The sequence below is a fragment of the Colidextribacter sp. OB.20 genome (genome assembly GCF_009911595.1).
In the GTDB taxonomy this organism is placed as follows: Bacteria; Bacillota; Clostridia; order Oscillospirales; family Oscillospiraceae; genus Lawsonibacter.
This window is the reverse complement of sequence record NZ_QWKG01000067.1, coordinates 1-24,735: the sequence shown is the minus strand read 5'-3', so window position 1 is coordinate 24,735 and position 24,735 is coordinate 1. Positions and strand designations below refer to the sequence as shown.

30 protein-coding genes, 2 tRNA genes and 1 pseudogene are annotated in these 24,735 nt (G+C 51.6%); 6 read left to right on the top strand and 27 right to left on the bottom strand.

Going from position 1 to position 24,735, the window contains the following annotated elements:
* Positions 1-64: 64 nt before the first annotated feature.
* Together D1641_RS15170 and D1641_RS15165 are read right to left on the bottom strand one after the other, a co-directional pair.
* A complete protein-coding gene (locus D1641_RS15170; protein WP_160667161.1) occupies positions 65-358 on the bottom strand; it encodes a hypothetical protein in 294 nt (97 codons plus the stop codon).
* A 360-nt stretch (positions 359-718) separates the two neighbouring features.
* The gene (locus D1641_RS15165) at positions 719-1,111 is read right to left on the bottom strand and encodes a hypothetical protein (RefSeq protein ID WP_160667159.1); all 393 of its coding nucleotides are present in this window, start codon (positions 1,109-1,111) and stop codon (positions 719-721) included.
* A 565-nt stretch (positions 1,112-1,676) separates the two neighbouring features.
* Between D1641_RS15165 and D1641_RS15160 the strand changes: the two genes are divergently transcribed.
* From D1641_RS15160 to D1641_RS15150, 3 genes are all read left to right on the top strand, one after another.
* Positions 1,677-2,435: an SH3 domain-containing protein gene (locus D1641_RS15160; RefSeq protein ID WP_160667157.1), complete on the top strand. Its 759-nt coding sequence runs from the start codon at positions 1,677-1,679 to the stop codon at positions 2,433-2,435.
* A gap of 243 nt (positions 2,436-2,678) precedes the next feature.
* Positions 2,679-2,828 (top strand): hypothetical protein, encoded by a 150-nt coding sequence (locus tag D1641_RS15155; protein ID WP_160667155.1) that lies wholly within the window; start codon positions 2,679-2,681, stop codon positions 2,826-2,828.
* A gap of 85 nt (positions 2,829-2,913) precedes the next feature.
* Positions 2,914-3,744 (top strand): hypothetical protein, encoded by an 831-nt coding sequence (locus D1641_RS15150; protein ID WP_160667153.1) that lies wholly within the window; start codon positions 2,914-2,916, stop codon positions 3,742-3,744.
* An 863-nt stretch (positions 3,745-4,607) separates the two neighbouring features.
* On the opposite strand, the pseudogene D1641_RS15145 reads toward D1641_RS15150, so the two are convergent.
* From D1641_RS15145 to D1641_RS15110, 8 genes and pseudogenes are all read right to left on the bottom strand, one after another.
* Positions 4,608-5,744, bottom strand: a pseudogene (locus tag D1641_RS15145) (recombinase family protein); the annotation flags it as partial.
* 89 nt (positions 5,745-5,833) lie between these two features.
* Entirely contained in the window at positions 5,834-6,016 is a 183-nt protein-coding gene (locus D1641_RS15140; RefSeq protein WP_120485853.1) for a hypothetical protein, read from the bottom strand.
* Between the two features lie 229 nt (positions 6,017-6,245).
* The gene (locus D1641_RS15135; protein ID WP_160667151.1) at positions 6,246-6,593 is read right to left on the bottom strand and encodes a replication initiator protein A; all 348 of its coding nucleotides are present in this window, start codon (positions 6,591-6,593) and stop codon (positions 6,246-6,248) included.
* A gap of 149 nt (positions 6,594-6,742) precedes the next feature.
* Positions 6,743-7,111, bottom strand: a complete 369-nt coding sequence (locus D1641_RS15130; protein WP_160667149.1) for a cysteine-rich VLP domain-containing protein — start codon at positions 7,109-7,111, stop codon at positions 6,743-6,745.
* 387 nt (positions 7,112-7,498) lie between these two features.
* A complete protein-coding gene (locus D1641_RS15125; protein ID WP_160667147.1) occupies positions 7,499-7,897 on the bottom strand; it encodes a sigma factor-like helix-turn-helix DNA-binding protein in 399 nt (132 codons plus the stop codon).
* 393 nt (positions 7,898-8,290) lie between these two features.
* Positions 8,291-8,713 (bottom strand): DUF2000 domain-containing protein, encoded by a 423-nt coding sequence (locus D1641_RS15120; RefSeq protein ID WP_160667145.1) that lies wholly within the window; start codon positions 8,711-8,713, stop codon positions 8,291-8,293.
* The gene (locus D1641_RS15115; RefSeq protein ID WP_160667143.1) at positions 8,697-9,611 is read right to left on the bottom strand and encodes a DMT family transporter; all 915 of its coding nucleotides are present in this window, start codon (positions 9,609-9,611) and stop codon (positions 8,697-8,699) included. Before D1641_RS15115 ends, D1641_RS15120 begins: the two co-directional genes overlap by 17 nt.
* Positions 9,601-10,443 carry an AraC family transcriptional regulator gene (locus D1641_RS15110; protein ID WP_160667141.1) on the bottom strand — a complete coding sequence of 281 codons (843 nt, stop codon included), beginning with the start codon at positions 10,441-10,443 and terminating at the stop codon, positions 9,601-9,603. The genes D1641_RS15115 and D1641_RS15110 overlap by 11 nt, the downstream gene beginning before the upstream one ends.
* Before the next feature lie 119 nt (positions 10,444-10,562).
* On the opposite strand from D1641_RS15110, the gene D1641_RS15105 reads away from it, so the two are divergent.
* The gene (locus D1641_RS15105) at positions 10,563-12,002 is read left to right on the top strand and encodes a recombinase family protein (protein WP_160667139.1); all 1,440 of its coding nucleotides are present in this window, start codon (positions 10,563-10,565) and stop codon (positions 12,000-12,002) included.
* A 162-nt stretch (positions 12,003-12,164) separates the two neighbouring features.
* On the opposite strand, the gene D1641_RS15100 is transcribed toward D1641_RS15105, so the two are convergent.
* Positions 12,165-12,851, bottom strand: a complete 687-nt coding sequence (locus tag D1641_RS15100) for a PilZ domain-containing protein (RefSeq protein WP_160667137.1) — start codon at positions 12,849-12,851, stop codon at positions 12,165-12,167.
* 17 nt (positions 12,852-12,868) lie between these two features.
* Complete coding sequence (locus D1641_RS15095) at positions 12,869-13,786, bottom strand: diguanylate cyclase (protein WP_160667135.1); 918 nt, start codon at positions 13,784-13,786, stop codon at positions 12,869-12,871.
* 231 nt (positions 13,787-14,017) lie between these two features.
* Here D1641_RS15095 and D1641_RS15090 point away from each other — a divergent pair.
* A tRNA-Ala gene (locus D1641_RS15090) sits at positions 14,018-14,093 on the top strand.
* 21 nt (positions 14,094-14,114) lie between these two features.
* Positions 14,115-14,190: transfer RNA gene (locus D1641_RS15085), tRNA-Ala, on the top strand.
* A gap of 104 nt (positions 14,191-14,294) precedes the next feature.
* Here D1641_RS15085 and D1641_RS15080 read toward each other — a convergent pair.
* The 15 genes from D1641_RS15080 to D1641_RS15010 all read right to left on the bottom strand — a co-directional run bounded on the left by D1641_RS15080 (position 14,295) and on the right by D1641_RS15010 (position 24,373).
* On the bottom strand, positions 14,295-14,948 hold the full coding sequence (locus tag D1641_RS15080) for a site-specific integrase (protein ID WP_160667133.1): 654 nt from the start codon (positions 14,946-14,948) through the stop codon (positions 14,295-14,297).
* A 12-nt stretch (positions 14,949-14,960) separates the two neighbouring features.
* On the bottom strand, positions 14,961-15,425 hold the full coding sequence (locus D1641_RS15075) for a hypothetical protein (protein ID WP_160667131.1): 465 nt from the start codon (positions 15,423-15,425) through the stop codon (positions 14,961-14,963).
* Positions 15,426-15,438: 13 nt separating this feature from the next.
* The gene (locus tag D1641_RS15070) at positions 15,439-15,717 is read right to left on the bottom strand and encodes a hypothetical protein (protein ID WP_160667129.1); all 279 of its coding nucleotides are present in this window, start codon (positions 15,715-15,717) and stop codon (positions 15,439-15,441) included.
* Between the two features lie 175 nt (positions 15,718-15,892).
* Complete coding sequence (locus D1641_RS15065; RefSeq protein WP_160667127.1) at positions 15,893-17,812, bottom strand: recombinase family protein; 1,920 nt, start codon at positions 17,810-17,812, stop codon at positions 15,893-15,895.
* A gap of 90 nt (positions 17,813-17,902) precedes the next feature.
* On the bottom strand, positions 17,903-18,082 hold the full coding sequence (locus D1641_RS15060) for a transposon-encoded TnpW family protein (protein ID WP_160667125.1): 180 nt from the start codon (positions 18,080-18,082) through the stop codon (positions 17,903-17,905).
* Positions 18,083-18,093: 11 nt separating this feature from the next.
* Positions 18,094-18,912, bottom strand: a complete 819-nt coding sequence (locus D1641_RS15055) for an ATP-binding protein (RefSeq protein WP_160667123.1) — start codon at positions 18,910-18,912, stop codon at positions 18,094-18,096.
* Positions 18,909-19,649: a phage replisome organizer N-terminal domain-containing protein gene (locus tag D1641_RS15050; RefSeq protein ID WP_160667121.1), complete on the bottom strand. Its 741-nt coding sequence runs from the start codon at positions 19,647-19,649 to the stop codon at positions 18,909-18,911. The genes D1641_RS15055 and D1641_RS15050 overlap by 4 nt, the downstream gene beginning before the upstream one ends.
* Before the next feature lie 142 nt (positions 19,650-19,791).
* Positions 19,792-20,136, bottom strand: coding sequence for a cysteine-rich VLP domain-containing protein (locus tag D1641_RS15045; protein WP_160667166.1), 345 nt, complete (start codon positions 20,134-20,136; stop codon positions 19,792-19,794).
* Between the two features lie 8 nt (positions 20,137-20,144).
* Positions 20,145-20,486 (bottom strand): hypothetical protein, encoded by a 342-nt coding sequence (locus D1641_RS15040; RefSeq protein ID WP_160667119.1) that lies wholly within the window; start codon positions 20,484-20,486, stop codon positions 20,145-20,147.
* A complete protein-coding gene (locus D1641_RS15035) occupies positions 20,476-21,330 on the bottom strand; it encodes a ParB N-terminal domain-containing protein (RefSeq protein WP_160667117.1) in 855 nt (284 codons plus the stop codon). The genes D1641_RS15040 and D1641_RS15035 overlap by 11 nt, the downstream gene beginning before the upstream one ends.
* Before the next feature lie 11 nt (positions 21,331-21,341).
* Positions 21,342-21,662, bottom strand: coding sequence for a DeoR family transcriptional regulator (locus tag D1641_RS15030; RefSeq protein ID WP_243149414.1), 321 nt, complete (start codon positions 21,660-21,662; stop codon positions 21,342-21,344).
* A 21-nt stretch (positions 21,663-21,683) separates the two neighbouring features.
* Positions 21,684-23,084, bottom strand: coding sequence for a MobQ family relaxase (gene mobQ, locus D1641_RS15025; RefSeq protein ID WP_347707445.1), 1,401 nt, complete (start codon positions 23,082-23,084; stop codon positions 21,684-21,686).
* Positions 23,085-23,331: 247 nt separating this feature from the next.
* Positions 23,332-23,610 carry a DUF3847 domain-containing protein gene (locus D1641_RS15020; protein WP_160667115.1) on the bottom strand — a complete coding sequence of 93 codons (279 nt, stop codon included), beginning with the start codon at positions 23,608-23,610 and terminating at the stop codon, positions 23,332-23,334.
* A 7-nt stretch (positions 23,611-23,617) separates the two neighbouring features.
* A complete protein-coding gene (locus tag D1641_RS15015) occupies positions 23,618-23,857 on the bottom strand; it encodes a hypothetical protein (protein WP_160667113.1) in 240 nt (79 codons plus the stop codon).
* A 117-nt stretch (positions 23,858-23,974) separates the two neighbouring features.
* On the bottom strand, positions 23,975-24,373 hold the full coding sequence (locus D1641_RS15010) for a sigma factor-like helix-turn-helix DNA-binding protein (protein WP_160667111.1): 399 nt from the start codon (positions 24,371-24,373) through the stop codon (positions 23,975-23,977).
* Positions 24,374-24,735: the final 362 nt, after the last annotated feature.

Here is a 24,735-nt window from a genome sequence, read left to right as displayed (position 1 = left end):
TCTCTAAGCCTGTTGACCCAAAAGTGGACTAAGCAGATCCACTCTAAATCATCTGCAAATCTTATTATACGAGGCAATTTGCGTATGTAGTTTCGTCAAGAGCTTCTTGTACGGCGCGGCCAAAAGCCATTGGGGAACGGAACACATCCCCGCGACGTTTCACCACAGCGCGGAACAGCGGCAGACCATTGGCGGTTACGTCCACACCATTGCAAATCGCTAGCTGCTCCGGGATGCCGGGAGCCATCAGGCCCAAATTAGCAGCGTTATGGCGCAGCATCTCTACCAGGACGGCGAGCACATCGGGATAACCTGCTGCTGCCATCATTAAAATATCATATAATTGATAATTGTTCATATTTGTTCTCCTTAACATCCAAATAAATTTTAACGTTTTCCGATGCGTTTCGGACCGCGACGCACCGGAAAGGGGTTGGTAGGAACAGCGTGAACACAGCTTCAAGCTGCTTCACGTCACACTCGGGTGGAATTGCCCGATTCTTGGGACTCCGGCGTTTGTACCAGCCGTAACCACGTTTGGGGATGCGGAGGGCGATCATGTAGTTTTTCTCTCCATCCCGGACGACCTCGCCCAACAGCTCCTTGGGGTATCCTGGGCAATACAGAGCGCGGAGCGGTGGCACGTCGCTAAGGACTAGCACCGACGTTACCGCCGCTTGCGCTTGATATATCAGCCGTTTGGCTGCCTCTCGGTCCCTCATTCGATCACCAAATCGTCATCGGAACCGGGAGCAGGAACCACACGTACCCGGTCAGCCTTGGCGCTGATAACAAGGTTCTTCTCTCCGGTGATCTTGTCGCGTATTAAATATACGCGACCGACAAAACCCGGAAAATCGACAAAAACCGGGTTACTAAAAGAAGCCTCCTTTAATAAAGGAGTCAACGTATCAATTGGATCGCTCACCTTGATCTCCTGGGTTTCGTAACCATTATCAGGGAAAACGACCGTGATCTTGCGACCCACCACTTCCTCCGTTACAGAGTGACCGTCGCGGAATGGGTTAATGGGAGCGATGCCGGTGGCGATTACAGGTCCACCGTTCGCAAACTGGGACAGTGTCAGCGGAATTTTTGAAATATCGATCATGTTTACCTCCTTGTTTTTACTTTGATTTTTAGGGACATATTTTGGCAACAAAAAAAGCCAGCATTTTTGTGCTTATGCAAACGCATAAGCCATCCCAAAAATACTAACGTGCTTGCGTATCCCCGAAAGGACACCTATTCCTGATATTTTGGCCTCCTCCACGGGTTTATCAAGTCCGTGAGATCAACGGCTATAATCCATTTAAATTTTTTTAATCCCGTCACCAAGAGCTTGTCCGTAGACTTTTGGTGACATCCTTATGATAGCATAACCGTCTGGTGTTGTCAAGTGATTTTTCAACTTTTTTCAAAGAAACTTAGAAAAATAACCTTGAAAATTAAAAATATAGCAACTTTTTAAGCCTTATTTTTAGAGGGCAAAAACGAAGGTTTTTTCTGACAACAAAAAAATACAAACTTAAATTCATACGAAAAAAAACCGCTTGATTGTACAAGCGGTTTAGTGTAAAATACGGATTAAGAGACTGCATAGGGCCGGAGAAACCCACCCCCAAGGGCCGGACCGTTGAGACAGAACGAAAAATAATGTGGAAGGAGAACACACGATGAAAAAAGCCCTCATATATGCCCTTGCGCTGGCCCTTGCTTTATCGTTGACAGCTTGCGGCCAGCCCAAGACGGAGCAACCCACGGACCCAACCCCTAGCACATCGGCCCCGGAGACAATCGCAACCCCCGAACCAATCAAGGACACAATCCCGGAGATTGCACCCGAGCAGACCCCAGCGGCCCCCGTTGAAACCGAGGACACCCAACCCCCGGAAGAAACAGAATCCGAAGAAGTAGAATCCCAAGTGGAGCAGGTGCAGTTATTTACCGACTGCAACGAGACCGTCTATGCCACAGGTACCGTCAACATCCGGGCCAGCTATACAGCAGACAGTGAAAAGCTAGGCAGCCTAAACAAAGGTGATAGCGTCACCCGCACAGGCATCGCAATAGCAGGCACTGAAGCAGAAGGCTGGAGCCGCATCCAATTAAGTGATGGAAGCACAGTTTATGTGTCAAATAAATACATAAGCACCACCAAGCCAGCCCCTCAACAACAGCAACAACAAACGAGCAAGCCCTCAGGTGGTGGCAGCACACAGAGTCAGCAACAGCAGCAACAGCAGCAACCTCAACAACCCAGTGAACCTCAAGGCGGAGGTGGAGATTCCGCAGCAGATATAGAAGCAAGAAAGCAGGCATTCCTCAACGGCATGAACCAGATGTTTGAAGATCACGGATATACCACAGGTGGGTCGGATCATGAATACACAGAGGAAGAAAAACAAGCTCTATTAAATGCACTAGGTCAATAACAATTACATACATATAAAACCAGAAGGTGCACCCTACCTGAATTAGGAGGGTGCACCTTCTTTTAATTATATATGGTTAAAAGATCAATCACAAAGCAACTATAACACCCAACAATAAGATTGAAATCCTATTTTATTACTTACAATTAAAGAAGATAAAACTTCATAAAGTGAAGGTGAGAAACCCAGCGTCAACAAAACTTTCAGAATCAATTATATTTGAACCAACAAGGAGGAATTGGAATGAACAAAAAAGTAGGCATCATAATCGGCGGAATAATCTTAATCCTAGCAATCGTAGCAGCAGTTTTCATATTAAAAGGAAACAAAGAAAAGCCAGAGATAGACAATAGTAAAAATATGACAGGTGGGGTCAAAGATGGAAAATTTTAATAGATTTTTTCGGGAAGAAAAATACCTTGCTTCCCTTTGGAAATTCTGGTAGAATTGAACCATAAATAGAGGGTGGGGTGTAGATATGGCAGGTAAATTCATGAAAATCAAGAGGATCATCATACCAATGATGACCCTAATCATCATGACATCTCAGTTAGCAGGCTGCGCCACTATGAGTAGTAATGAAATGCTGGAGACAATGCAAGAATCCCCAGATGTTAGTATAGAATATGCAATCCCAGATGAAGAGCAACAAAGTTTAGATGCAACTCACATATTAAATATAGATAATGGGGGAGTAGTTGATAGTGATTCAGAGGGAGACATTGGTTTAATAGACACTCAGCAAGAAGCTAAAGAGCTATCAGGAGCAGAGCTTTTAGACTATTTCCAAAAGGTGTATGACATACATCAAGAGATACATATAGCTACAACACTTGATGGATTAATCAATGAAGAATTAGAGTTTTTGGTTGATTTAGTGGAGTCAGATGGATACACACTCCCATCTGACTACGAAGCACAATACAGAGCATGGAGACCGACAGACAGTTTACCAGCAGATATACAAACAGGTAATGAAACTGAACAGCAGAGCCAGCAACAGCCTAGTGGTCAGCAGCAGGGTCAGCAATCCAGCGGTCAGAAACAGCCTGGTAGTCAGCAAACACAGCAACCATCTAGTGGTCAACAACAGCAAGGTCAAAATCAAACCTCGAAACCAAGTGGGAGCACCTATGACCCCTATGATGGCCTTGGATCCTACGAAGCAAAAGTAGATGATTTATGCAAAAAATACCCTGAACTTTCCAGAGAAGAAATTATGCATAGATTTCCAGACCCAGCCACATCCCATATAGATGAAGCAGCAGCCAGAGCAGATGCAGCTGAAGATCGTCTAAATGTAGGATAAATAAGCATACAGCCAGCTAGTGTTTAATTACTAGCTGGCTTTATACATCAACAAATACTAATGAATCTATTTGACACATTTACCAATGCATTAAACATAAATTTAAAGTCCTCTATATTAACCTACCTTTCATTATTTAATAAACAATAAATCAAAGCACAAGCTAAGCAAGAGTTGTTAGAAACATTTGAATCAGGAACATACAGAATAGTATTTGGAAGGATATATGGGGAGCGAGAGAAAGAATATAGATACATATCAAGTCAAGACATATCAGTAAAAACAAAGCTAGGAGCAGAAAGCAAAAGCAACATCAACAGGGACAGCTGGAACAGAAGCAAACACATCAGGCCCCACAACCACCATCCACAACATTCTCCCATCAAAAAGATTTATTTTCAGATATTGAAGATATAGACATGACAGATTTGGGAGAAACAATCTAAAGTTTATTAAGGAGGAATTAGGATGGACAGTAAGAAGATAATAGGGGTAGTTGTAGGAATTGTATTAATACTAACAGTTGTTGAACAAGTGAGTGAGTAGGGGCGCGGGTGGCTGGGTGGCCCGCCACGGCTGGCGGCTGGGTGGTTGTCGGTGGCTGGGTGCAAGGCGGGGTCAACGGTTGGTTCCGCTCCATGCAATCCCCCGCCGATAGGCTGCGGGATGCTGGAAGCTGGCCTCCGTGGGGATTGCGTCGCTTTGATGCGACCCGCTGACGCTCTCGCATTTCCTTGCGGGGTGTGGTGCGGTTATCGGAAACATGAAAAAACAGGGGGCCGGGGCTGGCTCCCTGTTTCTCTCTCAAAAAGTGCTGCAATTCTGCGGTTTCTTGAAGTGTATCCTTTTGGATGTTAAGCGTCCAGTTTCTTCACCATCTGCTGGTAAACTACCGCCTCTAAATCGCGGAGACGGATTGTACCGCAGCCGGAACAAAACTTGCTGTCAGCGTGTTTCGTACAGCGCAGATAGAGATACCCGCAGGAGTGGGCCGACATCAGAGCATAGCCACATTTGCCGCACTTGATTTTCCCCGCCATCCAGGTGTTGCGGGCTTTCCTGGCCGGTTGATAGGTCTGGTTCGCCATCATCTTCTTGCGAACCCTAAGCCACAAATCAGACGGGATAAAGCCCTCGCTGGGGGCCAGCACCAGCGTCTGGCCTTCCAAGTGCGTGTGCTTATTCTCGGTGCTGTCCTTGCTCCGGTAGTAGTAACATCCGTTTGTCCCTACGAAGTCGGCGGCATCGTTGTAGATGTTCGTCCCTTGGCTCTTGAAAAACTCGTAAATATCCAAGTCAGCCATGGTGTAAATGGGATTACGAAGCATGATGCTGATGGTCGCCCTGGAAAACGGTTTGCCGAAGTATGTCCGCATCCCCTGCTCGGTAAGCTGTCGGGTGATGTCGTGAAGCGACACCTGGGGGTCAATATACATCTCGTACATCTTACGCACGAACGCCGCTTCTGTCGGCTCAATCACCAGCTTCTTGGTATGGATGCCGTCAATGATGATAGGCTCCGTCCGAAATCCATAAGGCGCTCGTCCTCCCATTTTGAAACCTCGCTGACACCGGGCATACCATGCGTCCTGCACTCGCTTCTGGATGGTTTCACGCTCTAACTGTGCGAACACAATGCAGATGTTCAGCATCGCCCGGCCCATCGGTGTGGACGTGTCGAACTTCTCTGTGGAAGAAATAAATTCCACGTTGTATTCCTGGAACAAAGCCATCATGTTTGCGAAGTCCAAAATGGAACGGCTGATGCGGTCGAGCTTGTAAACAACTACCCTGGCAATCAGCCCGCGCTTGATGTCCTCTACCAGCATTTGAAACTGGGGCCTGTCCGTATTCTTACCACTGTAACCCTTGTCTTGATACTCCCGGCAGCTTCCACCCCTCAATTCGTATTTGCAAAACTCAATCTGACTTTCGATAGAAATACTATCTTTCTTGTCGATGGACTGTCTTGCATAGATCGCGTCAATTCGATTGTTCATTTTGCGCTCCCTTTCTGAAAAGAAACGGAGCTGCTGACAGCTTCATTATACCGTCAGCAGCCCCGCAAATCAATCTCTATCTGAAAAAATCACGAGGTGGGCTTCTCCCTCTGCTGGTACTTGCGAAACACTTCGTAAAGCCGCTGCTCCAACTCCCAGCGCTTCGCCGCCTCCTGCTCCGGGGAGAGGATGGGGGTGAGGTTTTCCAGCGGGATTTCCCGGCCCTGGAAATTGACAATCTCGGTCTGCGTTTTGTAGCTGATATGCTCCATAGGCAACTCCTTGTTTTCAAATTTTCAAACGGGTCTGTGATGTAGCTGCGGACATTTGTCCGGCGTTTGTCCGAAAAGTGGGCGCTATTTACTCCCACTCGTTTTATTTATACTTGTTATTGTTCTTATAGTTCTTATTAGAGGACAGGTTTTTTGCCTGCGTCAGCCGGGTTTCTGCCCTATTACAAGAACAGTTTTCCGGCCATGGTGAAGGACAAGTTTTTATCCATCAGGGGCGGCTAAATTTTTGTCCATCAGGCAGTTTCACATAGATATGATTGGGCTTGGAAAACTGCTGCCGTTTGCGTTCAATCAGACCCGCCGCCTCCAACTCAGCCAATACGTTCTTGGCAGTGGTCATGCTCTTGCCGAGCATTTCGGCTATCTTCTCAATCGGGAAGATGATATAAACTCTCCCCGCCTCGTCCGTCCACCCGTTGAGCTGGGACAACCGCGCCCGGTCAAGCAAAAGGGCATAGGCCAGCTTGGCGGTAAGGGTCAAGCCCATATCCAGCAGGAACCAGGGGAAGAAGAAATAGGGCGGCAATTCGGTGGTTGTCGTCATGTAGTCGGTCATGGTATCAGCCTCCTTTGTGTTGGACTGTCAGACCGCCACTGTGGGCCGTTAGAGGCCCGTTTTCAGGGGTGGAAAGGAAATGTATCAGGCCCTCGTTGAGGGCGGTCTTGAAAGCCTTGATTTTACTGCATTTTCAGAGGGTACTTTTTCTACACATCAGCCCGGTTTTTCTTTGCCCAGGCCCGCTTGCTCCGTTTTACCCGTTCTGCGGCACAGGCAGAGCAGTAGAGGGTGTTGTGCTTGGGCGGGGCAAACGGCCTCCCGCACTCCCGGCAGTGCCGCCGTCTGACAGAGGAAGGCGGGAACAATGCGGCGCACAGGCCGGCGTCCAGAGGAAGGACGGCGGCGCGGAACCACTTGCAAATCAGGGAGTAGGTGATGCTCTGAGGACAGATACATTCCTCGCCATCGTCCAGAAGCAGACAGTTTCCGCAATCGTAGTTGCAGCACTCCCGCACCAGCCTCCGGGCCGTTCGGTACTGCTGATAGGTCATGTGGAGGATTTCCGGCGCTGTCATTTCACACGCTCCCCCGGCAAAATCCTAAAAACGTCAATTTGGCGTTTTTAGCGTGAGTGCCAATCTGGCGTTGACGATACCTGACCCGCAGGAAAGGAACAGACGCGAAGCGGGTGTTCCTTTCCTGCGGGTGTGCAAGGGGTTTGGGGAGTGCAGCTCCCCATCGCGTCCGAAGGACGCAACGCCCCCGGCAGGGCGCACGACACCGGAACGGTGTATAAGTGCGCCGTTGGAAACGGACGCACTCTTGTTGAAGCTGATTTATCGCTGACATTTTGACCTCCTTGACATAGGAGGAACAAGCCGCCGGAGCAGCTTGTCCCTCCCGGTGATAGGGCAACTGCCCCTCACCTGGTAGCCATCATGCCGGGGTGATCGTCAGGGCGGTCAGCGGTAAAATTTGAAAAACTTTTTCCGTACTCCCTCGATGCTGTCATAAACGGCGGTCTTGGAGCAGCCGCACATCCGCCCGATTTCTGCATAGCTGTAATCGTACAGCGCATAGAGCAGAAACCTCTCCCGCTGGGTGGGGGTGCAGAGGGCCAGCACCGCCAGAATTTCGTCCAGCGTTTCCTGCTGGCAGACCAGTTCCTCCGGGGTGGCACAGTAGGGCAAAACGCCCTGGGCGGCAATTATGTACTCGTCACACTCGCGCCCGTCCCAGTGCCGCCGCTGTTCCCGGTCAAGGCTCCGTTCGGTGCGTTTGGCTAGCTCCCAGAACTCGTCCAGGGTGGCAGCGTCCTCATAGGTCAGCTTGCGGCTGTATCTATTGATGGTGATCTCCATCGTGTTGTCCTCCTGTTCAGATTTGGGGTAAGCGAAATCTGAACAAGAGGGGTGGGCCTCGACATCGGGGCCGGATGAAGCGGCCCACAGAAAAAGCAAAAGAACCCGAACAGCACAAGGCTATTCGGGCGTTGGAAGAGATTGTATAGGCAGACGGAAAACGACTATTTTCGCAAGCCTGGGTAGGGGATGCCGCTACATGGATTAGGCTTTTTTTGATAAGTGCCTATCTATCTGTAGTCGCATGGCAGCATTCTCCTATTGCCGCCAGAACACAGAAAAGCGGCGGCTCTGATTTCTCAAAGCCGCCGCTCTGGGCGTGATGATACTCCTGCTTGTACGACGGCTTTTTTTCTTTTGCCGTCGTGCGGCAAGACAATACCTGTATTTGTTTTATCGTAGCAATGGCATACTTCCGGTCAGTTTATTGACCTTTTTCTTCGGGCCGCAAATTGCAATGCCAAAATATTGCAACGTACTTTCGGGAACGTGGCCCATCTTCTCAATGAACTCGTCATAGGTTTTGCAACCCTGGGCCAAATCGGAGAAGTCCACAACCGTCAAATCTTGAAAATCCGGCTGGTACAATTTTTCCCGTATCTGTTTGATGATCTCTGGCGATCCCCGCAGAATGGGGACGGGAAATTCGATGATGCCGAGATGTTCGTTGCCGCTCTGGTCGGTCACATCGGCTCCTACCACTTCCGGCATTTTCTTTCCCAACGTGATACCCATAATTGCCGCCGTATTTGCGATGATCCCCAGCGGCAGGCTCTCGTCAATCACCATGACGCACTTTTCATTTTGCCAATCCATTTTGTTTCTCCCCTTTTTTCCAAAATCCTTTGCCCTCTGACAGAAACAGGCCCGCCAGCGTTAAGACCGTTCCAACCGCAGCCAGGGTGGTGATCTTCTCATGGAGGATCACCACCGATGTGACCACCGTAATCACAGGAACCATGTAGATGTAAATGCTTGTCTTTACTGCCCCCAGCACCTTGACCGCAAAATTCCAGGTGACAAAGCACAAAGCCGATGCGCCCAGGCCCAGGAAAATGATGTTGAACAGATAGACCTGGTTTGCAAATCGGGCTAATTCCAGTTTGAAGTCAAACAGGAACAGGGGCGGGATCATAAACAGGATGCCATAGCAGAAAATACGCCGTGTGGTCAGGATGGTGTGATAGCCGTATCCGCTGATCTTCTTTGTCAGCACAGAATAGCAGGCCCAAATCAGAGCGGCCAGCAACGCAAGCAAATCGCCAACAGGGTTCAGCTCCAGCTTAGACCCGTTGAAGCTGATTAGAAAAATTCCAGCCATCGCAACGGCAAAACCAATAAAGAAGCTGATCCCCGGCCTTTCCTCTTTCAACAAGATATGGGACAAGAGCGCCGTAAAAAACGGGGCAACGGAAATGATAACGCCCACATTGGAGGCCATCGTGTAAGTGAGCGCAATATTTTCCAGCAGATAGTACAGACAAATCCCACATAGGCCCGCCGCCGCAAAGGTCAATTCCTGTTGTTTACTTGTCCCTTTCAAGCGGCGAGGACAGACCAGCAGCAGAGCGGCCAGTCCCATAACAAAGCGGAAAAACAGTATCTCTACCGGCTGAAAATCCACCAACAAAATTTTGGTGGAGATAAATGTCGTTCCCCAAATGATGATCGTGAGCAGGGACGCCAGATGCCCCGTTGTGCTGTTACCTTTCATGGGGCAGTTCCTCCATATCCTTGTCTAAGAATATATCCCGATAGATACCGGGAGCCAACCCAATGAATCGGTTGAAATAGTTGGTAAAGTGGCTCTGATCGGAAAAGCCGGTTTGCAGCGCCGCCTCAATGGGCGGCACTCCTTGTTCCAGCAGTTTCTTGGCCCTGCCAATGCGAATGTTCTCCAGGTAACTGTACGGAGTCACGCCCTTTGATTTCGCAAAGGCCCGGAGCAGGGTGGACTTGCTCAAACCGGCACAGCGGCATATCTGGTCTAAATAGATGCGCTCGGCGTAGTGCTGCTCCATAAAGGCACAGGCTTTTTCGATTTCCTCCCGGCACTCCGGGGTGCAGCTTTCAAAAGGCTGGCCGTATTGCTGGATCAGCAGAGAAATCAGGAACAGCAGACTTTCTTCTTTTCCAAATTCATTTGAGCCTTTCATAACCAGCTCATGGAGCGGACGCAGATAACAGGTGACTTCTTCATCAGAGATCACGTTCTGCGAAAATCCGGGGAGTTCCCGCCTGCCGGTCACTTCTTCCGCTAAGTCCAGCATGACCTCTTTCGTGATGTTAAAGCCACGATAGTCCAGAGTTCCATCATCACTTTGGACGCAGACATGATTGTCACCGGGATTGAACAGGAGAACATCGCCCTTTGTGATGGTGTACTCCTGATTTTTGCAGGACAACACACGTTCCCCATCCTCCATAAATCCGATCACATAGTATTCATGGAAATGATTCGGGAAGGGCTGAACAATCCCCTCAAAACGGTAAGCCTCGATGTGCAGTTCTTCATCATAGACCACTGTTCGCACTTCTTTTTTCATGCGGTGAACCTCCTTACTGGCGCTTATTATATCAGATAAAATTTCTGCTGGCTTGTAAAATATCTTCATTTTCTTTCTGGTATTTAACGGACAAAAGTGCGCCAAAGGAAATGTTTCCCTTGGCGCACTTTAGATTTGTCAGCAACTCCGCATGGTTTTGTGGTCTTGTCCAAATCAGTGAAATGGTGTTCCCGGAGTATGGTGTTCACTTCATCGCCGTAAATGACGGAGTGGACAGCATAAAAGGAGATAGTGAGTTCACCGCAATCCGCAACGTATTTAATGAGATGTTCGCCAAGGACACCAGCAAGAAAATCAAGGCTACTTGGCAATCCAAGGGACGCTCCGGCGAACACCTTTGCACCATCCCGCCCTATGGGTACATGAAAGACCCGGAGGACAAGAAACGCTGGATTGTGGACGAGGAAGCGGCTGCTATTGTGCAAAAGATTTTCGCCCTGTGCGTGGACGGCCTGGGGCCGACGCAGATCGCCAAGTGGCTGCAACAGAACAACGTCCTGAACCCCACGGCCTACGCTCACGAAAAAGGCTTGCCGGTCTGCAACGCTCCTACGGCTAATCCCTGCAAGTGGACAAACGAAACCGTTTCCCGCATTTTGGAGCGTGTCGAGTACCTGGGCCACACGGTCAATTTCAAGACCAGCAAGCCATCGTTCAAGAGCAAGAAAAAGGTCTGGAATAAGCCGTCCGAGTGGGTGATCTTCGAGAATACCCAAGAGGCGATCATTGAGGAAAGTGTGTTCCTGATTGTGCAGAATATTCGGCAGGGACGCCGCCGCCCGACCAAGATGGGGGACATGGGTATGTTCTCCGGGCTTGTGTACTGCGCCGATTGCGGCGGAAAAATGTACCTTTGCCGGGCCAATCACTTCAAGCCGGAGCAGGAGTATTACATTTGCTCCACCTACCGCAAAGACCGTACCTTGTGCAAGACGCACTCCATCCGCCGTGTAGTGTTGGAAGAAATCGTACTGCGGAACCTGCGGGAAGCAATTTCCTATGTGACGCAGTATGAGGACGACTTTATCCAGCGGGCGGCGGAACGGAGCCTGCGGGAGCGTGACAAGGCGCTAGCACAGAAAAAGGCTGTGCTGGCACAGTCTGAAAAGCGCATCGCAGAGTTGGATGTGATCTTCAAGAGGATTTACGAGGACAATATTTCCGGCAAACTGTCCGATGAACGGTTTATCAAGCTGTCCCGCGACTATGAACAGGAGCAGGAACAGTTAAAGGCCGTCGTGGAAACCCTGGGGCGGGAAGTGAAGCAGCAGGAGCAGAAGAAAACCAACGTCAGGAAGTTCATTTCCGTGGTGAAGAAGTACACGGACATGACCCAGCTTGACGCCACCATCCTGCGTGAGTTCGTGGAACAGATCAGGGTGTCCGAAACCTACACGACCGACGAACAGCAGAAGCGGGTGAAAATCCGGGAAATTGAGATCGTCTATAACTTCATTGGTGCGTTTGATTTTGAGGGAGCGCGGGAGCAATCCCAAACTGCCCAAGACAAAAATAATGCGAAAGTCGGCGCAGCTTGACGCTACGCCGACCCTCGCTTAAAATGTTTTCTTACGTCACCGCCCCATTAAGGGCGTTGTTTTAAGAATCCATGTAGGGGCGGCTATCAGCCGCCCGCGGGCGCATATTATGCGCCCCTACAAAAGGTTTTCTTATCTCAACGCCCCGTTCAGCGGGCTTTTTTATGATCTCTTTTGCAGCGCAAAGATACTGCGCAGGATACGCTCCTCGTCCGCCGGCTCCAGATCAACAAACCGGCATCCGTACTCATAGCAGCCATGCCTGCGCTCCAGAATGCGCAGGAACTGTCCGTGCAGGACCAAGGTCTCCCCCTCCGGGACCAGCTTTACCCGCAGGATAAACTTATCCCCCACGTCGCGGCGGGTCTCCAGACAGACGCAGACGCCGCCCAGACCAATGTTGACCAACCTGCAGGGCTCCTCCGGCGCATTCCGACCGCCCGTCAGGCAGAGGGTCCCTTCTGCGTCCAGAAGAATACGGACATGAGCCCGATTGTCGCTTTGCTTTACCAGAGACAGGTGCTCCACCTGCCACACGCCGCCGCCGGTCAGCCGAACCGTCCCTTTCAACAGCACCGCCTTGTGCCCCTTGCTACTGTATCCCCGCAACGTCACGGGTACCGGGGCCTCTGAAGGGGTCATCAGGCTCCCCTCAGTGCTGGGCTTGAGCTGTGCACGGTCCCCCCGCAGGCCCTGGAGATGGGCCACCAGAAACATGCGCCGGTCCGCGCTGGTCACCTCCACCCGCATCCCGGAGTAGACCTCCAGGTCCTCCCTCCGGGCCCGCTCCGCAGCGGCGGCCTCCTCCGTCTGCTTGACAGTTCTGCTGAAAAGCCCAAAGAGTCCCATCCTGCTCCCCGCCCTTCCTATCTCTCCCGCATCTGCTCCATCTTTTCGTTGGTCCAAACCACCTGGTTGCGCCCAAACCGCTTGGCGTCGTAGAGCATGACATCCGCGATCTTCAGATAGGTCGCATAGTCGTCATCCATTTTGGGAATCAGGGTAACTCCTCCGATGCTGACCGTAACCCAGGGTCCCGCTGCGGGGCAGTGCTCAATATGCAGGTCCTCCACCGCCTGGCGGACTCCAATCATGTGCTCAAACACCACCTTGGAATCGCCGCCCAGCATGATGGCCACAAACTCCTCCCCTCCGTACCGGGCCAAAAAGTCCGTACTGCGGCGCAGGGAGGAATCCATTGTTCTGGCCGCCGCGCAAATCACCTTGTCTCCGGCGGGATGGCCGAAGGTGTCGTTATACAGCTTGAACTTGTCGATGTCCATCATACACAGAGAGATGGGCACCTTCAGCCGGACCGCGTCCTGCCATTTGGAGAAGTAGGCTGCGTCATAGCCGCGCCGGTTGGACACGCCTGTCATGGGGTCTACCATGGCCTGCTGCTCAATCTGCTGCCGGTAGTGATAGAGCTTAATGTGGGTGTTGACCCGCGCCCTGACAATGTGGGGGTGATAGGGCTTGGTGATATAATCCACCGCTCCCAGCGTGAGGCCCCACTCCTCATGCTCCACGTCCCGCAGGCTTGTGATCAGAATTACAGGGGTGTGCTGGGTGACGACCTCCTCCTGAAGCTTCCGAAGCAGGCCAAAGCCGTCCATCTCCGGCATGACCACATCCAGGAGGATCAGGGAAAACTCCCCCTCCCGGGCATAGTTCAGCCCCGCCTCCGCGGTCTGGGCCTGCGTGACGGCATAATCCTCCTCTAAAATAGAGGTGAGCATATTTGCCTGTACCACGCTATCATCAATTATCAGAATTTTATCCATACTTCCGCTCCTTACCATAATGCAGGGGCTGATAATTTTTCTCCCAACTGATTAATAATGGCATACTTTCAACATTGTACCAGAAATTATGCGAAAATGGAAGTCTAATTTTAAGAAAATTACCTTGTTTTCAGCCGGAAAAAAACTTAAAAATTATCGTTGACAAATGCCTCTATTTCTGGTAAGATAGCACCTGCGCTGAACGCAATAAGTTGTTCCGCGCCGTTGTATGGGGGTATAGCTCAGCTGGGAGAGCGCTTGAATGGCATTCAAGAGGTCAGCGGTTCGATCCCGCTTATCTCCACCATTTTACAACTAAATATGACGTGGGGGTATAGCTCAGCTGGGAGAGCGCTTGAATGGCATTCAAGAGGTCAGCGGTTCGATCCCGCTTATCTCCACCATTGGGAACCGAAAGAAAAAACTACGAAATTTTATAATTTCGTAGTTTTTTCTTTTCTTTTCACAACTTTTTCAATATAATAATACTACTTCTAACTTCTTCATCCTAACTTTTTGGAGCCATTTTCGGAGCTATACTCCTTTTCCTATCCACAAAGTCCACCATTGGCAGATAACGACCTAACAGCTCCCGATTCTTTTCCGCCCTCTCTTTTGTCTGATTATCTATGTACTTTTGAGCTGTTTTAATTTGAGTATGGCCCAAAAGCTGCATTATATTGAATACGTTGGAATCCGGTTCGTTTGATAACATGGTTGCCACTGTGTGGCGTAGCCGATGGAGCCTTAAACTATCCACTCCTGAATCTGAATTCTTGAGCGTTCTATTAACCGAACTGCGAAACCCCGCATAAGTCCAGCTAGGACTTTTGCTGTTTCCAAATACCCGGTCACTTTCTCCAAACTGTGTTTTGCTTACAAGTGGTGCCGTTTCTCTCCACTGTCTCAATAAGTTTATCACCCCCTCCGGCACTGCTATTTTCCTCTCACTTGAGCCGTTTTTCGTTGGCCCAAGTATGGTTTTAGCAGAAATTTTGTTGCCGTGCGAATCCCAGGCTATTTCTTCAGTCACAGCTCTCTGTATGTGAATGGCGGCATTTTCAAAATCAATGTCACCCCATTGAAGCCCAAGGGCTTCTTGCGTCCTCATCCCTGTTGCAGACATGAGGGCAACCACTGGGTAAACTGTCTGATTTCCCATCAGGGCATTTTTTTAAATGTTTATGTCCTCCTGTGTCAGAGCTGTGATTTTAGCAGTTTTCTTTTTTGACCGAGGTGCTTTAAATTCCTCTGTATCCATCGGGTTTGTTGACAGATACTCTTTTCTAACAGCTCTGACAAACATCCGATTGACAACATATACAGTACGGTCAAGGGTCACATCTGAAATACCAGACCCCAATAGGCCCTTGATCTTGAACTCCTCCACAAATTCATCAATGGTAGATTGGCCATTGATGATGATTGCGTTTTCCTCTCCCATATATCCGTTTTGAGAAAGCCAACGCTTCATTTTGTCGACGGCTTCTTGCTCCGTCTTGCCTGTTTCAACATGACGGAGCCGCTTTCCTTTTTCGTCCTTTCCCAGACTGATGGCCGCACCAAAGCGGCCATCTTTAATTTGATATACTGAACCCTCACCATTGGCCCGGCGTGTAAACTGAACCTTTTTGCTCATGCTCGTCACCTCCTTACATTGTACCAGTAACCAGATAATAGGCTACCCACACAACAGGCACAACCTTGCGGCGGCCTATTATTCTAACCGCTGGGCAGGTCTTGACCCAATCGTAGGCGTTGCTCTCTCCTACATTTAAGACCTGTTGCAACTGCTTCACATCTAAACAGTCGGTTTTATAAGCTCCACGCAGTTGAGAAGCTTGAATTGTCACCAGCTTGTCAAAATCTTTCTGCTGGAGCTGGGGTTCTGACTTTTTAGGATTCCCAAATAATGAGCCTGTATAAGACATAGTATCAAACCTTTCTAAAATTGATACTATTCCATACAACTAAGCCAAAACCCCAGCATAAGCATTTCTATTCTGTGCTGTCCAGTGCGTTTTGTCAAGTAGGTTTTTCAAATAAATGCAAAAACCGGACACAGCGAATTGCTCACTGTGCCCGGTAGTGCTATGAAATGTTCAATTATGCGGCCCGAATCAAGTATAACAGTTGATTTTTGAGGTCAACACGGTCAACATCGAAACCAGCATTGTAAATCACATTGGAGATTGGGCGGTTGCCGCCTGGATACCAATAGGAGTAGAATTTGAACGCCGATTTGCAGAGGGGCTTTCCAATCACCCGCTCAACGTCCGCGAAGGAGAGGGTAACGCTGTCCTCCGTCTGCTGGGAAAGGTACTCGCCCAGCGGGGCAAAGCTGGTATTCACAGCCACATACCGCTCCTGGGGCGGTTCTACGGTAGCGGGGGCTTCGTTCTCCGGCTCGGTGGGCAGTTCCACCAGCCCAATGAAGTTGAAATAAACATCAACACGCTGCTTGCGCTTATAGCGGCCTACACTCACGCGCTCATGGACAACAACCTTTTCCACAAACTCATTCAGCATGGGCGTGGTCAGTTCATCAAAGCTGGTGTAGCGGTCAACCAGGGCCATAAACTTGTCCACCCTGCCGGTCTGTTCCTGCATCGTTTCCATTTCAGCGGCCAGCCGCTTCAACTCGCTTTCAAGCTGTTCCTGTTCCGCTTCATACTGCTGGGAAAGTTTCAGAAATCTCTTGTCCGTCAACTTACCCGCAACATGATCCTCATAGGTGCGCTGAATCAGCACATCCAGTTCATCATACCGCCGCTGTCCATCCGTCAGGGCCTTCCGGCTCTCCTTCATCTGCTGTGTCTGGCGGTCAGAGGTTGTATCCATCACCAGACGTTCAAAGGCTTCCCGGTTGGCTTTGGCATATTCCGAAATGGAGCGCAGAGCCGACAGAATCAAGTCCCGCACAACTTCTGTACGGATAAAGTGCATGGTGCAATCACTGGTGCGTTTGCGGTAGCTGGAACAGGCATAGGAATCTCTGAAATGGCCCTTGCCGTTGTCCCCACGTTCGTTATACAGTCTTGCGCCGCAGTCAGCGCAGTAGAGAAGTCCGGTCAACGGATTGGCCTCGCCCAAACTGGTAGGGCGGCGTCCGGTTTTGCGCAGCTTCTGCGCCGTCTGAAAGGTTTCCTCGTCAATGATCGGCTCCTGGGTATTCTCGAATATCACCCAGCTATCCTTGGGGGTGAGGTGCCGCCGCTTATCTCGGAAACTGGTCTTTTCCGTCTTGAAATTGACGGTATGCCCCATGTACTCCATGCGGTTAAGGATGTAGGAGACGGTAGTCCCCCACCAGCGGCAGGGGTCCGCAAAATCGCTGTTGCGCCGGTTCCCCGCGCCACGCTCCGCAAGATAGGCAGACGGGCAGAGGATGCGTTCTCTTTCCAGAATTGTGGCAATCTCATAGGGACCTTTGCCGTTGATGGTCATGCGGAAGATTCGCCGGACGATCTCGGCGGCTTCATCGTCAATAATCCACTTCTCCGGGTCATCCGGGGCTTTCATGTAGCCGTAAAGCGGGTGAACAGCGGTGTGCTTGCCAGCCATGCCCTGGGCGCGTTTGATTGCCCGGACTTTCTTGCTGGTGTCTCTTGCAAACCACTCGTTCATGATGTTCAAAAACGGGGTGAAATCCGTCTCCTGCTGGTTTTCACTGTCGATTCCGTTATTAACGGCAATGAAGCGCACACCCTTCTGAGGGAAGAAAATTTCTGTGTAAAATCCGACCTTCAGATAGTCACGGCCCAGCCGGGACATATCCTTGACAATGACGGTTCCGATTTTTCCAGCTTCAATCTCGGACAGCATTTCCTGGAAACCCGGACGCTGGAAATTTGTTCCAGAGTATCCGTCGTCTACGAAAAAGCGGATATTCCGAAAACCATGGTCAGCGGCATACTTGGAAATCAGTTCCTTTTGATGAATGATAGAGTTACTGTCACCTTGTAATTCATCGTCACGCGATAATCTGGTGTAGATCGCTGTGTCCTTTTCTGGCTGTCTTGTCATAGTACGACTTCCTTTCGAGACAGCCAGCTCATTTGCGGCAACACCAATATATCACAAAATCTGCGTGATGCCAACTGCCTTTTGCAATTTTTACTGGCTATCCGCAATCTGATTCTTGATAAGGCGGCAGATTTTATCATTCATGCTCTCCTTGCTCTGCTCATTGAAGCAGATGTGTACCTCGTAGGTGGTGTGACCAATGCGCTTCTCCAATGTCCGCTTGGTCTGCGGAGTGGATGCAGTAGGGGTAGTTGTTTTCGTTTTCGCCATAGAATCTCCTTTCAATTTTTTTGATTATCAGGTGATATGATGCGCCGCGCCGTCGCCTTGGTACTGGCGGCATTGTCCTCCCGGAAGTTCTTCCCGCCAAAGAGGATAGGGGCGCAGCGTTCTAAAATCCGGTCATAGATACGGGCATGGGCGAGGTCGGGCGGGCGCTTCAGTTCGTCCAGCTTCAGATTCGTGGTCACGATCAGCGGTTTATTACAGCGGTAGCGGCTGTCGATGATGGAAAACATCTGCTCAAGAGCATACTCGGTGTTGCGCTCTGCGCCCAGGTCGTCTATAATCAACAGGTCATAGTCCCCCAGGCTGTCCAGGAAGTCCGTCCTGTCCTCTCCGAACGTCCCGCACAGGCGGGCCAGGATGGTAGGAAAGTTGGTCATGAGTACGGGTATGTCCAGGTCGAGAAGGGCGTTTGCGATGCACCCGGCTACGAAGGATTTACCAGTCCCCACGTCACCGAACAGCAACAGCCCAATGTTCCGCTTGAACGCCTGGGGCCAATGGTCAACGTATGCATGGGCTTTTGCCATAGCGGGGTTCCCGCCGTTGTCATTGGCGAAGGTGTAGCCGTAGAGATAGCGGTCTTGAAGTCCCTGGGCCTTTCGCCGCCTGATACGCTCCATGCGCTGGCGGCGTTCCTCGGCCTCTCTGCGGCGGCGCTCCGCCTCCTGCTGGCAGGAACAGACACACCGGGGCTTGAAGCTGCCGCCCTTGAACGGGTCGGGTATGACCGCCTGCCGGGGACCTCCGCACTTCCGGCAATGGATCAGGCCGTCAGCGGGGTCAAGATACTCGTCCTCGCGGATCTCCGTCATACCGTGTCACCGTCCTTCACACTGTAATCCCGGTCACGGGCAGGGGGAGCGGCCTTGCGCCTATCATCCGCTATCCAACGGCGGATGGTGGCGGCATGGCTCTTGTACGTCCTGCCAGTAGATGCCATGTACTCGGATAATCTCTCAATGTACTCCTGCCAAACGGTGGGGAAGTCGCTTTGCAGTTCGGTCAACTCCCGTTTCGACAAAATGACATTCTGATACCGGCCCAAAACAGCGGGGGCGGCGTGTCCCTTTTCTAACTCTCTCTCTTTCTCTATCTCTATCTCTAACTCTCTCTCTATCTCTGGTGGACGAATGTCCGGACAATGGGCGGACATTTGTCCACCAGGATTCAGCGCAATCCGATTTGCCTGCCGCGCCCGCCGTTTCCGCTCTCCCTCAGTGGAGGATTGACCTATCAGCAGTTCGATGTTGGTCATGTAAAAGGCCCCGTCCTGCATCTGCTCCATAAGCCCCAACTGCAAGAAAATCTTGATTGCCCGCTCCACAGTTCCAATCTGCTGGCGGGTGATGGTGGCGATCATCTGCGGGGTGTAGGGGATACTCTCGTCAAGCTGGAGCCGTCCGCCGTGCTTCAGCGATTTCAGATACAGCTTCAGCAGGATGTAAGAGTACAGAATACCGTCCTGCATACTCTCCAACAGGACAATGGAATCATCGTCAAAATAGTTTTCCTTCAGCTTGAGATAGTAATATTTGCGATTGTCAGCCATAGGCAGTTCTCTCCTTTGCGTGGATTGGCCGTTGCGGGCCGTCTGAGGGCCTTCCGGGGCGCTGGATAGGGAATGTATCAGCCTCCTATCGAGCCGCCCTCGGAAAGCCTTGCAATTACTGGACTTTTGGAGGCAACTTTTTCTACACTCCGGCCCGCTTTTTTCTGGCCCACGCTCGTTTGCTGCGTTTAGCCCGATTTGCGGCACAGTCAGGGCAGTAAAGAGTGTTGCGTTTGGGAGGAATAAAAAGCCTCCGACATTCCCGGCACCGCCGCTGGCCGATAGCGGGGGCCGGGGACAGGGCGGCGCACAGGCCAGCGTCCAAAGGCAGGACGGCGGCGCGGAACCATTTGCAGATCAGTGAGTAGGTGATGCTCTGCGGGCAGACACATTCCTCGCCATCGTCCAGAAGCAGACAGTTCCCGCAATTATAATTGCAGCAGCTATGTACCAGCCTCCGGGCGGTGCGGTACTGCTGGTAGTTCATGTGGACAATCACGGCTCATTCTCTCCGGCGGGCAGCTTGATGTAGATGTGATAGGGAGTATGGAGGGCTATCAGCTTCTTCTCCACCAGCCCCACGTCCTCCAACTCCCGCAGGGACTGTGCCACGGTGCTGGGGGTGCGGTCGATGATTTCCGCGATGGTCTTGTTGTAGAACGCCAGATAGCGCCGCCCGCGCTTGTCGGTCTGTGCGGCCTCGGAGTTCAGCGTCATATCCAACATGATCGCGTAGACCTCTTTGGCGGTCAGCCGGATATTCATACCCAGCAGAAACCGGGGATAAGCCAGGTAGGGCGGCAGGGTGGAGCCGCTGGTGATATAGTCAGTTTTCATGTTCCTTCTCCATTTCGTGTCGGATTTCATGTACTTTCTCAAAAAATCCTTTGATTGCGGTCGTGACAGAATAGGCGCTATCGCCCAATGCGTCAAATTGGGAAATTGACATTCCGGCGAAAATGTCCGCCCGGTGATGCAGGGCTTCGATACCGGAAACATAGCGGGCGCATAGTGCCTTAAACTCGCTCAACGTTGATTCACTGTCTATCATCCCCTGCCGCTTCGGTGTGGGCGGCGCTATGGTCAGAACGGCAGCGGCTTCCTCCTGCTGGTCAGGGGGCAGTCTGGAAATTTTCAGCGCGGCCCCTTTGGTGATCTTATCGCCAGTGTCCCGAATGGTTTTCTTGGCCTCCGGGGTCAAGTCGCGGGCGGTCTGGACAAGCTGCTCCACGGTGCGCTTGCTCACGCCCAGCTTGTCAGCGGTGTCCTGGGCAAAGGACTTTGTTTCTAAAAGCGAAAAATTTGCGTTTTTAGCCGTCTGCCCATTTCGCTGACCCTGCCGGGTTTCCGGGTGGATGGCCTCGTAGAGTTCCTTCCGGCGCAGAAGCAGATCGCCCAGCTCCCGGTGGGACAGGCCAGCCCGAACAAAGTTCTCGTCAATCTCTGCCAACTCCGCTTGCAGTCCGTCCGCTTCGCTAACAACGCACTCGATCTCCGTCCAGCCCAGCAGCTTCACCGCTTCCAGGCGATGCAGGCCAGCGATAAGCGTGTTGTCCTGGGTGACGGTGATGGGATTCATCAGGCCCACGGCGGCAATGCTCCGGGCCAGTTCCTCCACGTTCCGCTGCTGGGTATCCCGCCGTCCAGGATTGATTTTGATTTCGCTGATTTTCATTTGCATGGCAGTTGCCCTCAATGCGAAAATATAGCGATAATCCGGTTGAGCATTTCCAGGTCGGGGCCATCCAGCGATTCCCCCAGCCTGCGGAGAAAAGTGATCTCCGCAGAGTTCAGCGCCCTGCGGTCAAGGTGAAACCACTCCGCTACTCTGACACCGCCTTGACCGCCCTTCACCGTCTCAATCGGATAGGAGCAGGTCAGCACCACAATGTCGCGGCGAATTGTCCCGGTGCTGACGTTAAACTCATGCGCCAGATTGCCATAAGTATCGTGCCGCCGGAGGCACAAAGCCTCCAAAATCTTCTGGCGGCGTTCCCACGGGTTCATATCCATTTTCGTAACCTCCTGATAAATTTATCGTTCATTTTCCTTTTGCTGGTGCTGTCCCTCACGGGCCAGCCGGTCAGCGGCCTTGCGGAGATTCTCAACGCCTTTGATTTCATCCCGCATATCCCGCATTTTCTGATAATCGAAATCCTTCTGCATGGTCAGCTTCGCGGCCTCGGCCCGCCATGCCTTGGGCGTGATCGCCTCGCCGGATTCTTTCAGCCGTTTCAGAAAATCAGCGGCAGCGTCAAAAGCGGCTAACTCGGCCCTATGCTCCTGCTGGTACTTCTCCCGCTTATTCGGTTTCAGCTTATCCAGCTTCTGACGGATGGGCTTTTGCTGCTGATACTGCGACCACATTTCCAGCCGTTCATCCAGCACAGCAAGACGGCGCTCGGCTTTGACAATTTGCCCCCGGAGATCGTAATAATCCTTGTTCATGGCGGCAACTTTCTCGTAGAGTTCCTGCATGGAAGTGATACCGTTCCTCTGCAAAAACGCCAGCAATTTTGCGTTCTCCTGGAGAGCTTTAATCTTGCCAGAACGGTAGCGGGCTTTGTTCATGTTGACCTCTGCCTGGGCTTCATAAAGCCGGGTCACAAGACTGCCGCTGTTCTGGGGCTGTTCGGCTTGGGCTTGTTCCTTTGACCAGTTGTAAATCCGGGTGATGCGGGCTTTGAGTTCCTTCAGCAATTTGTTATCTGCGGCAATCTGACGGTTGATGTCTCCCTTCTCGGTGGCAATGCCCTTTCGCTCCATCTGCGAGGCGGCAACGCCCATGTGGATGGAGGGAATTTTATCAACGCCCTGCCGCTCATAACTGCGGTGATCTATCCGCTCCGGCCGGCCCTCCGCCTCCAATGCACGGTTGGCGTAAGTAGCCCACGCCGCCCGCCACTTCTCGGCGTTCTCCCGATTGTTCCAATCGGTGGTGTCCTCCCGGTGATTCTTCCAGCCGCCTTTACCGTCCGGGATGCGGTTGCCCTGGCTGTCCAGGTCATACACCTTGCGGCATTTCGGTCCCCATTTACCATCAGAACGGAGGGGCCGGATCGTCAGCAGAATGTGAGCGTGTGGGTTGCCGTCACCCTTGTCATGGAGCGCAAAGTCGGCGCACATCCCAGCAGCTACAAAATTGTCCTGGACATAGGAACGGACAAGGGCCAACTGCTCCGCTCTGGACAACTCCACGGGAAGGGCAACTTCGATTTCACGGGCAAGCTGGGCGTCGCTGGCCTTTTCAATTTGCTCCACGGAGTTCCAGAGCGTAGAGCGGTCTTGAAACTCCGGCGGGGCGTGGGCGGGCAGCATGATCTCCGTATGGACAACACCGGGTTTATGCGTGTAGTCATGGGTTTTGCCGTCCCACTCATTAGTCAGCCGTTCACCGCTCCGATAGGCAGCAGCGGCAACAGCCGAACGGCCCACGCTCCGCTTGATGATCTGAATGGGACAATGAAAAATCGCTATGTGGTTTTCCTCCTTCCTCCGCAGTCATTGGCGGGGGATATAGGCCAGCGGAAACGGAACAGACGCAAAGCGGATGTTTCGTTTTTGCTGGCGCACATGGGGTTTGGGGAAGGTACTTCCCCATCGCGTCCGCAGGACGCAACAAGCCCCCGGCAGGGCGCACGGCACCGGACTCGGTGTATAAGTGCGCCGTTCTCCGAACGGACTATCCCTCGTCCCCGACGTTCTGTGCTTTTTCCGCCGCCTCTGTTGCTCCCGGCAGGCGGGACAGGGCGATTAGAAACTCCTTGATCGCCTCGCCGTCCATGCTGGCGGTGAAGGGGAACACACCCTCCATAATTGCGCCATGTACGATCAGGCGGTGGTTCCGGGCGTGACGTTCTGCGTCCCTCTGCTTGTTCAGCAAAATCTTCACCTGGTTCTCATACTGGCGGGCTTCCTTTTCTGCCTCGGCCTTTTGAGCCTCCAACGATTTTTTGTCCATTTGCACATCAAACCTCCTTCGGCATCCAGCCGTTTTTGATGAAATACCGTTCCAGCTTCGTGATCGCACTGGCGGCGGCGCAAGAGCGGGACTGCCGGATTTGCGCTTGGGATAGATTCGCCAGCAGCCACGCAACTGCGGCCTCGTCCTGGATCAGCAATTCCTCTAAAGGCAGTATCAGGAGCGGAATGGAAGTGCAGTTGATAGGGCAACGGGGGTATCGGTGGTGCAGTTTGATAATTGTCATAAAGACCTCCTTCAAATGTCAGAAAGGACAAGCCGCCGTAGCAGCTTGTCCCTTCCGGTGATGGAGCATATCGCCCCTCACCTTATAGCCGTTTTGAACAGCTATTCACTAACCCATTTATCCGAAAAATTTCAAAAACTTTTTTCGGACAGCTTTGATACTTTTAAGAACCGCTACATCGGAGCATCCGCAGATTTTTCCTACTTCCTCATAGCTAAGATCGTAGAGCGCATGGAGCAGAAACCGCTCCCTCTGTTTCTCGGTGCAAAGCGCCAGTACCGCCAGGATTTCCCTGCGGGTTTCCATACGACACACATACTGCTCCGGCGATTCACAGTAGGGCAACCGGCCCTCGGTAACAACTATGTACTCGTCATAGCCTCGCTCGTCCCAATGGTCTTTCCACTCACGGTAAAAGCTCCGGTCAAATTGCTTGGCAATCGCCCAAAGCTCGTCAAGGGTGGCGGCATCTTCATAGGACAAATTGCGCCTATGCTTTCTGATGGTAATTCCCATCCTGCATTTTCCTTTCGTTCAGATTTTTCCGGGGTCTGAACGAAAGGGGCGGGGAGCGGCAACGAGGGCTGGGCAAGGCAATCCTGGCCCATAGGAGCGCAAAAACGCCCGGATGGTACAGTGCCATTCGGGCGCGGGAAACATGATTGTGAGCCGACAGGAAACGACTATTTTCGCAAACCTGGGTGGAGTACGCCGCTACGGAGGTCAGGCTTTTTTTGACAAGTGCTTATCTCTCCATAATCGCATGGCGGCATCCTCCTATGTGCCGCCGGTGGATATAAAAGCGGCGGCTTTCGATTTCTGAACCGCCCCCTGTCAAGTAGACAGATGAAAAAAAGAAAATTAGGCCACGAGGGTCT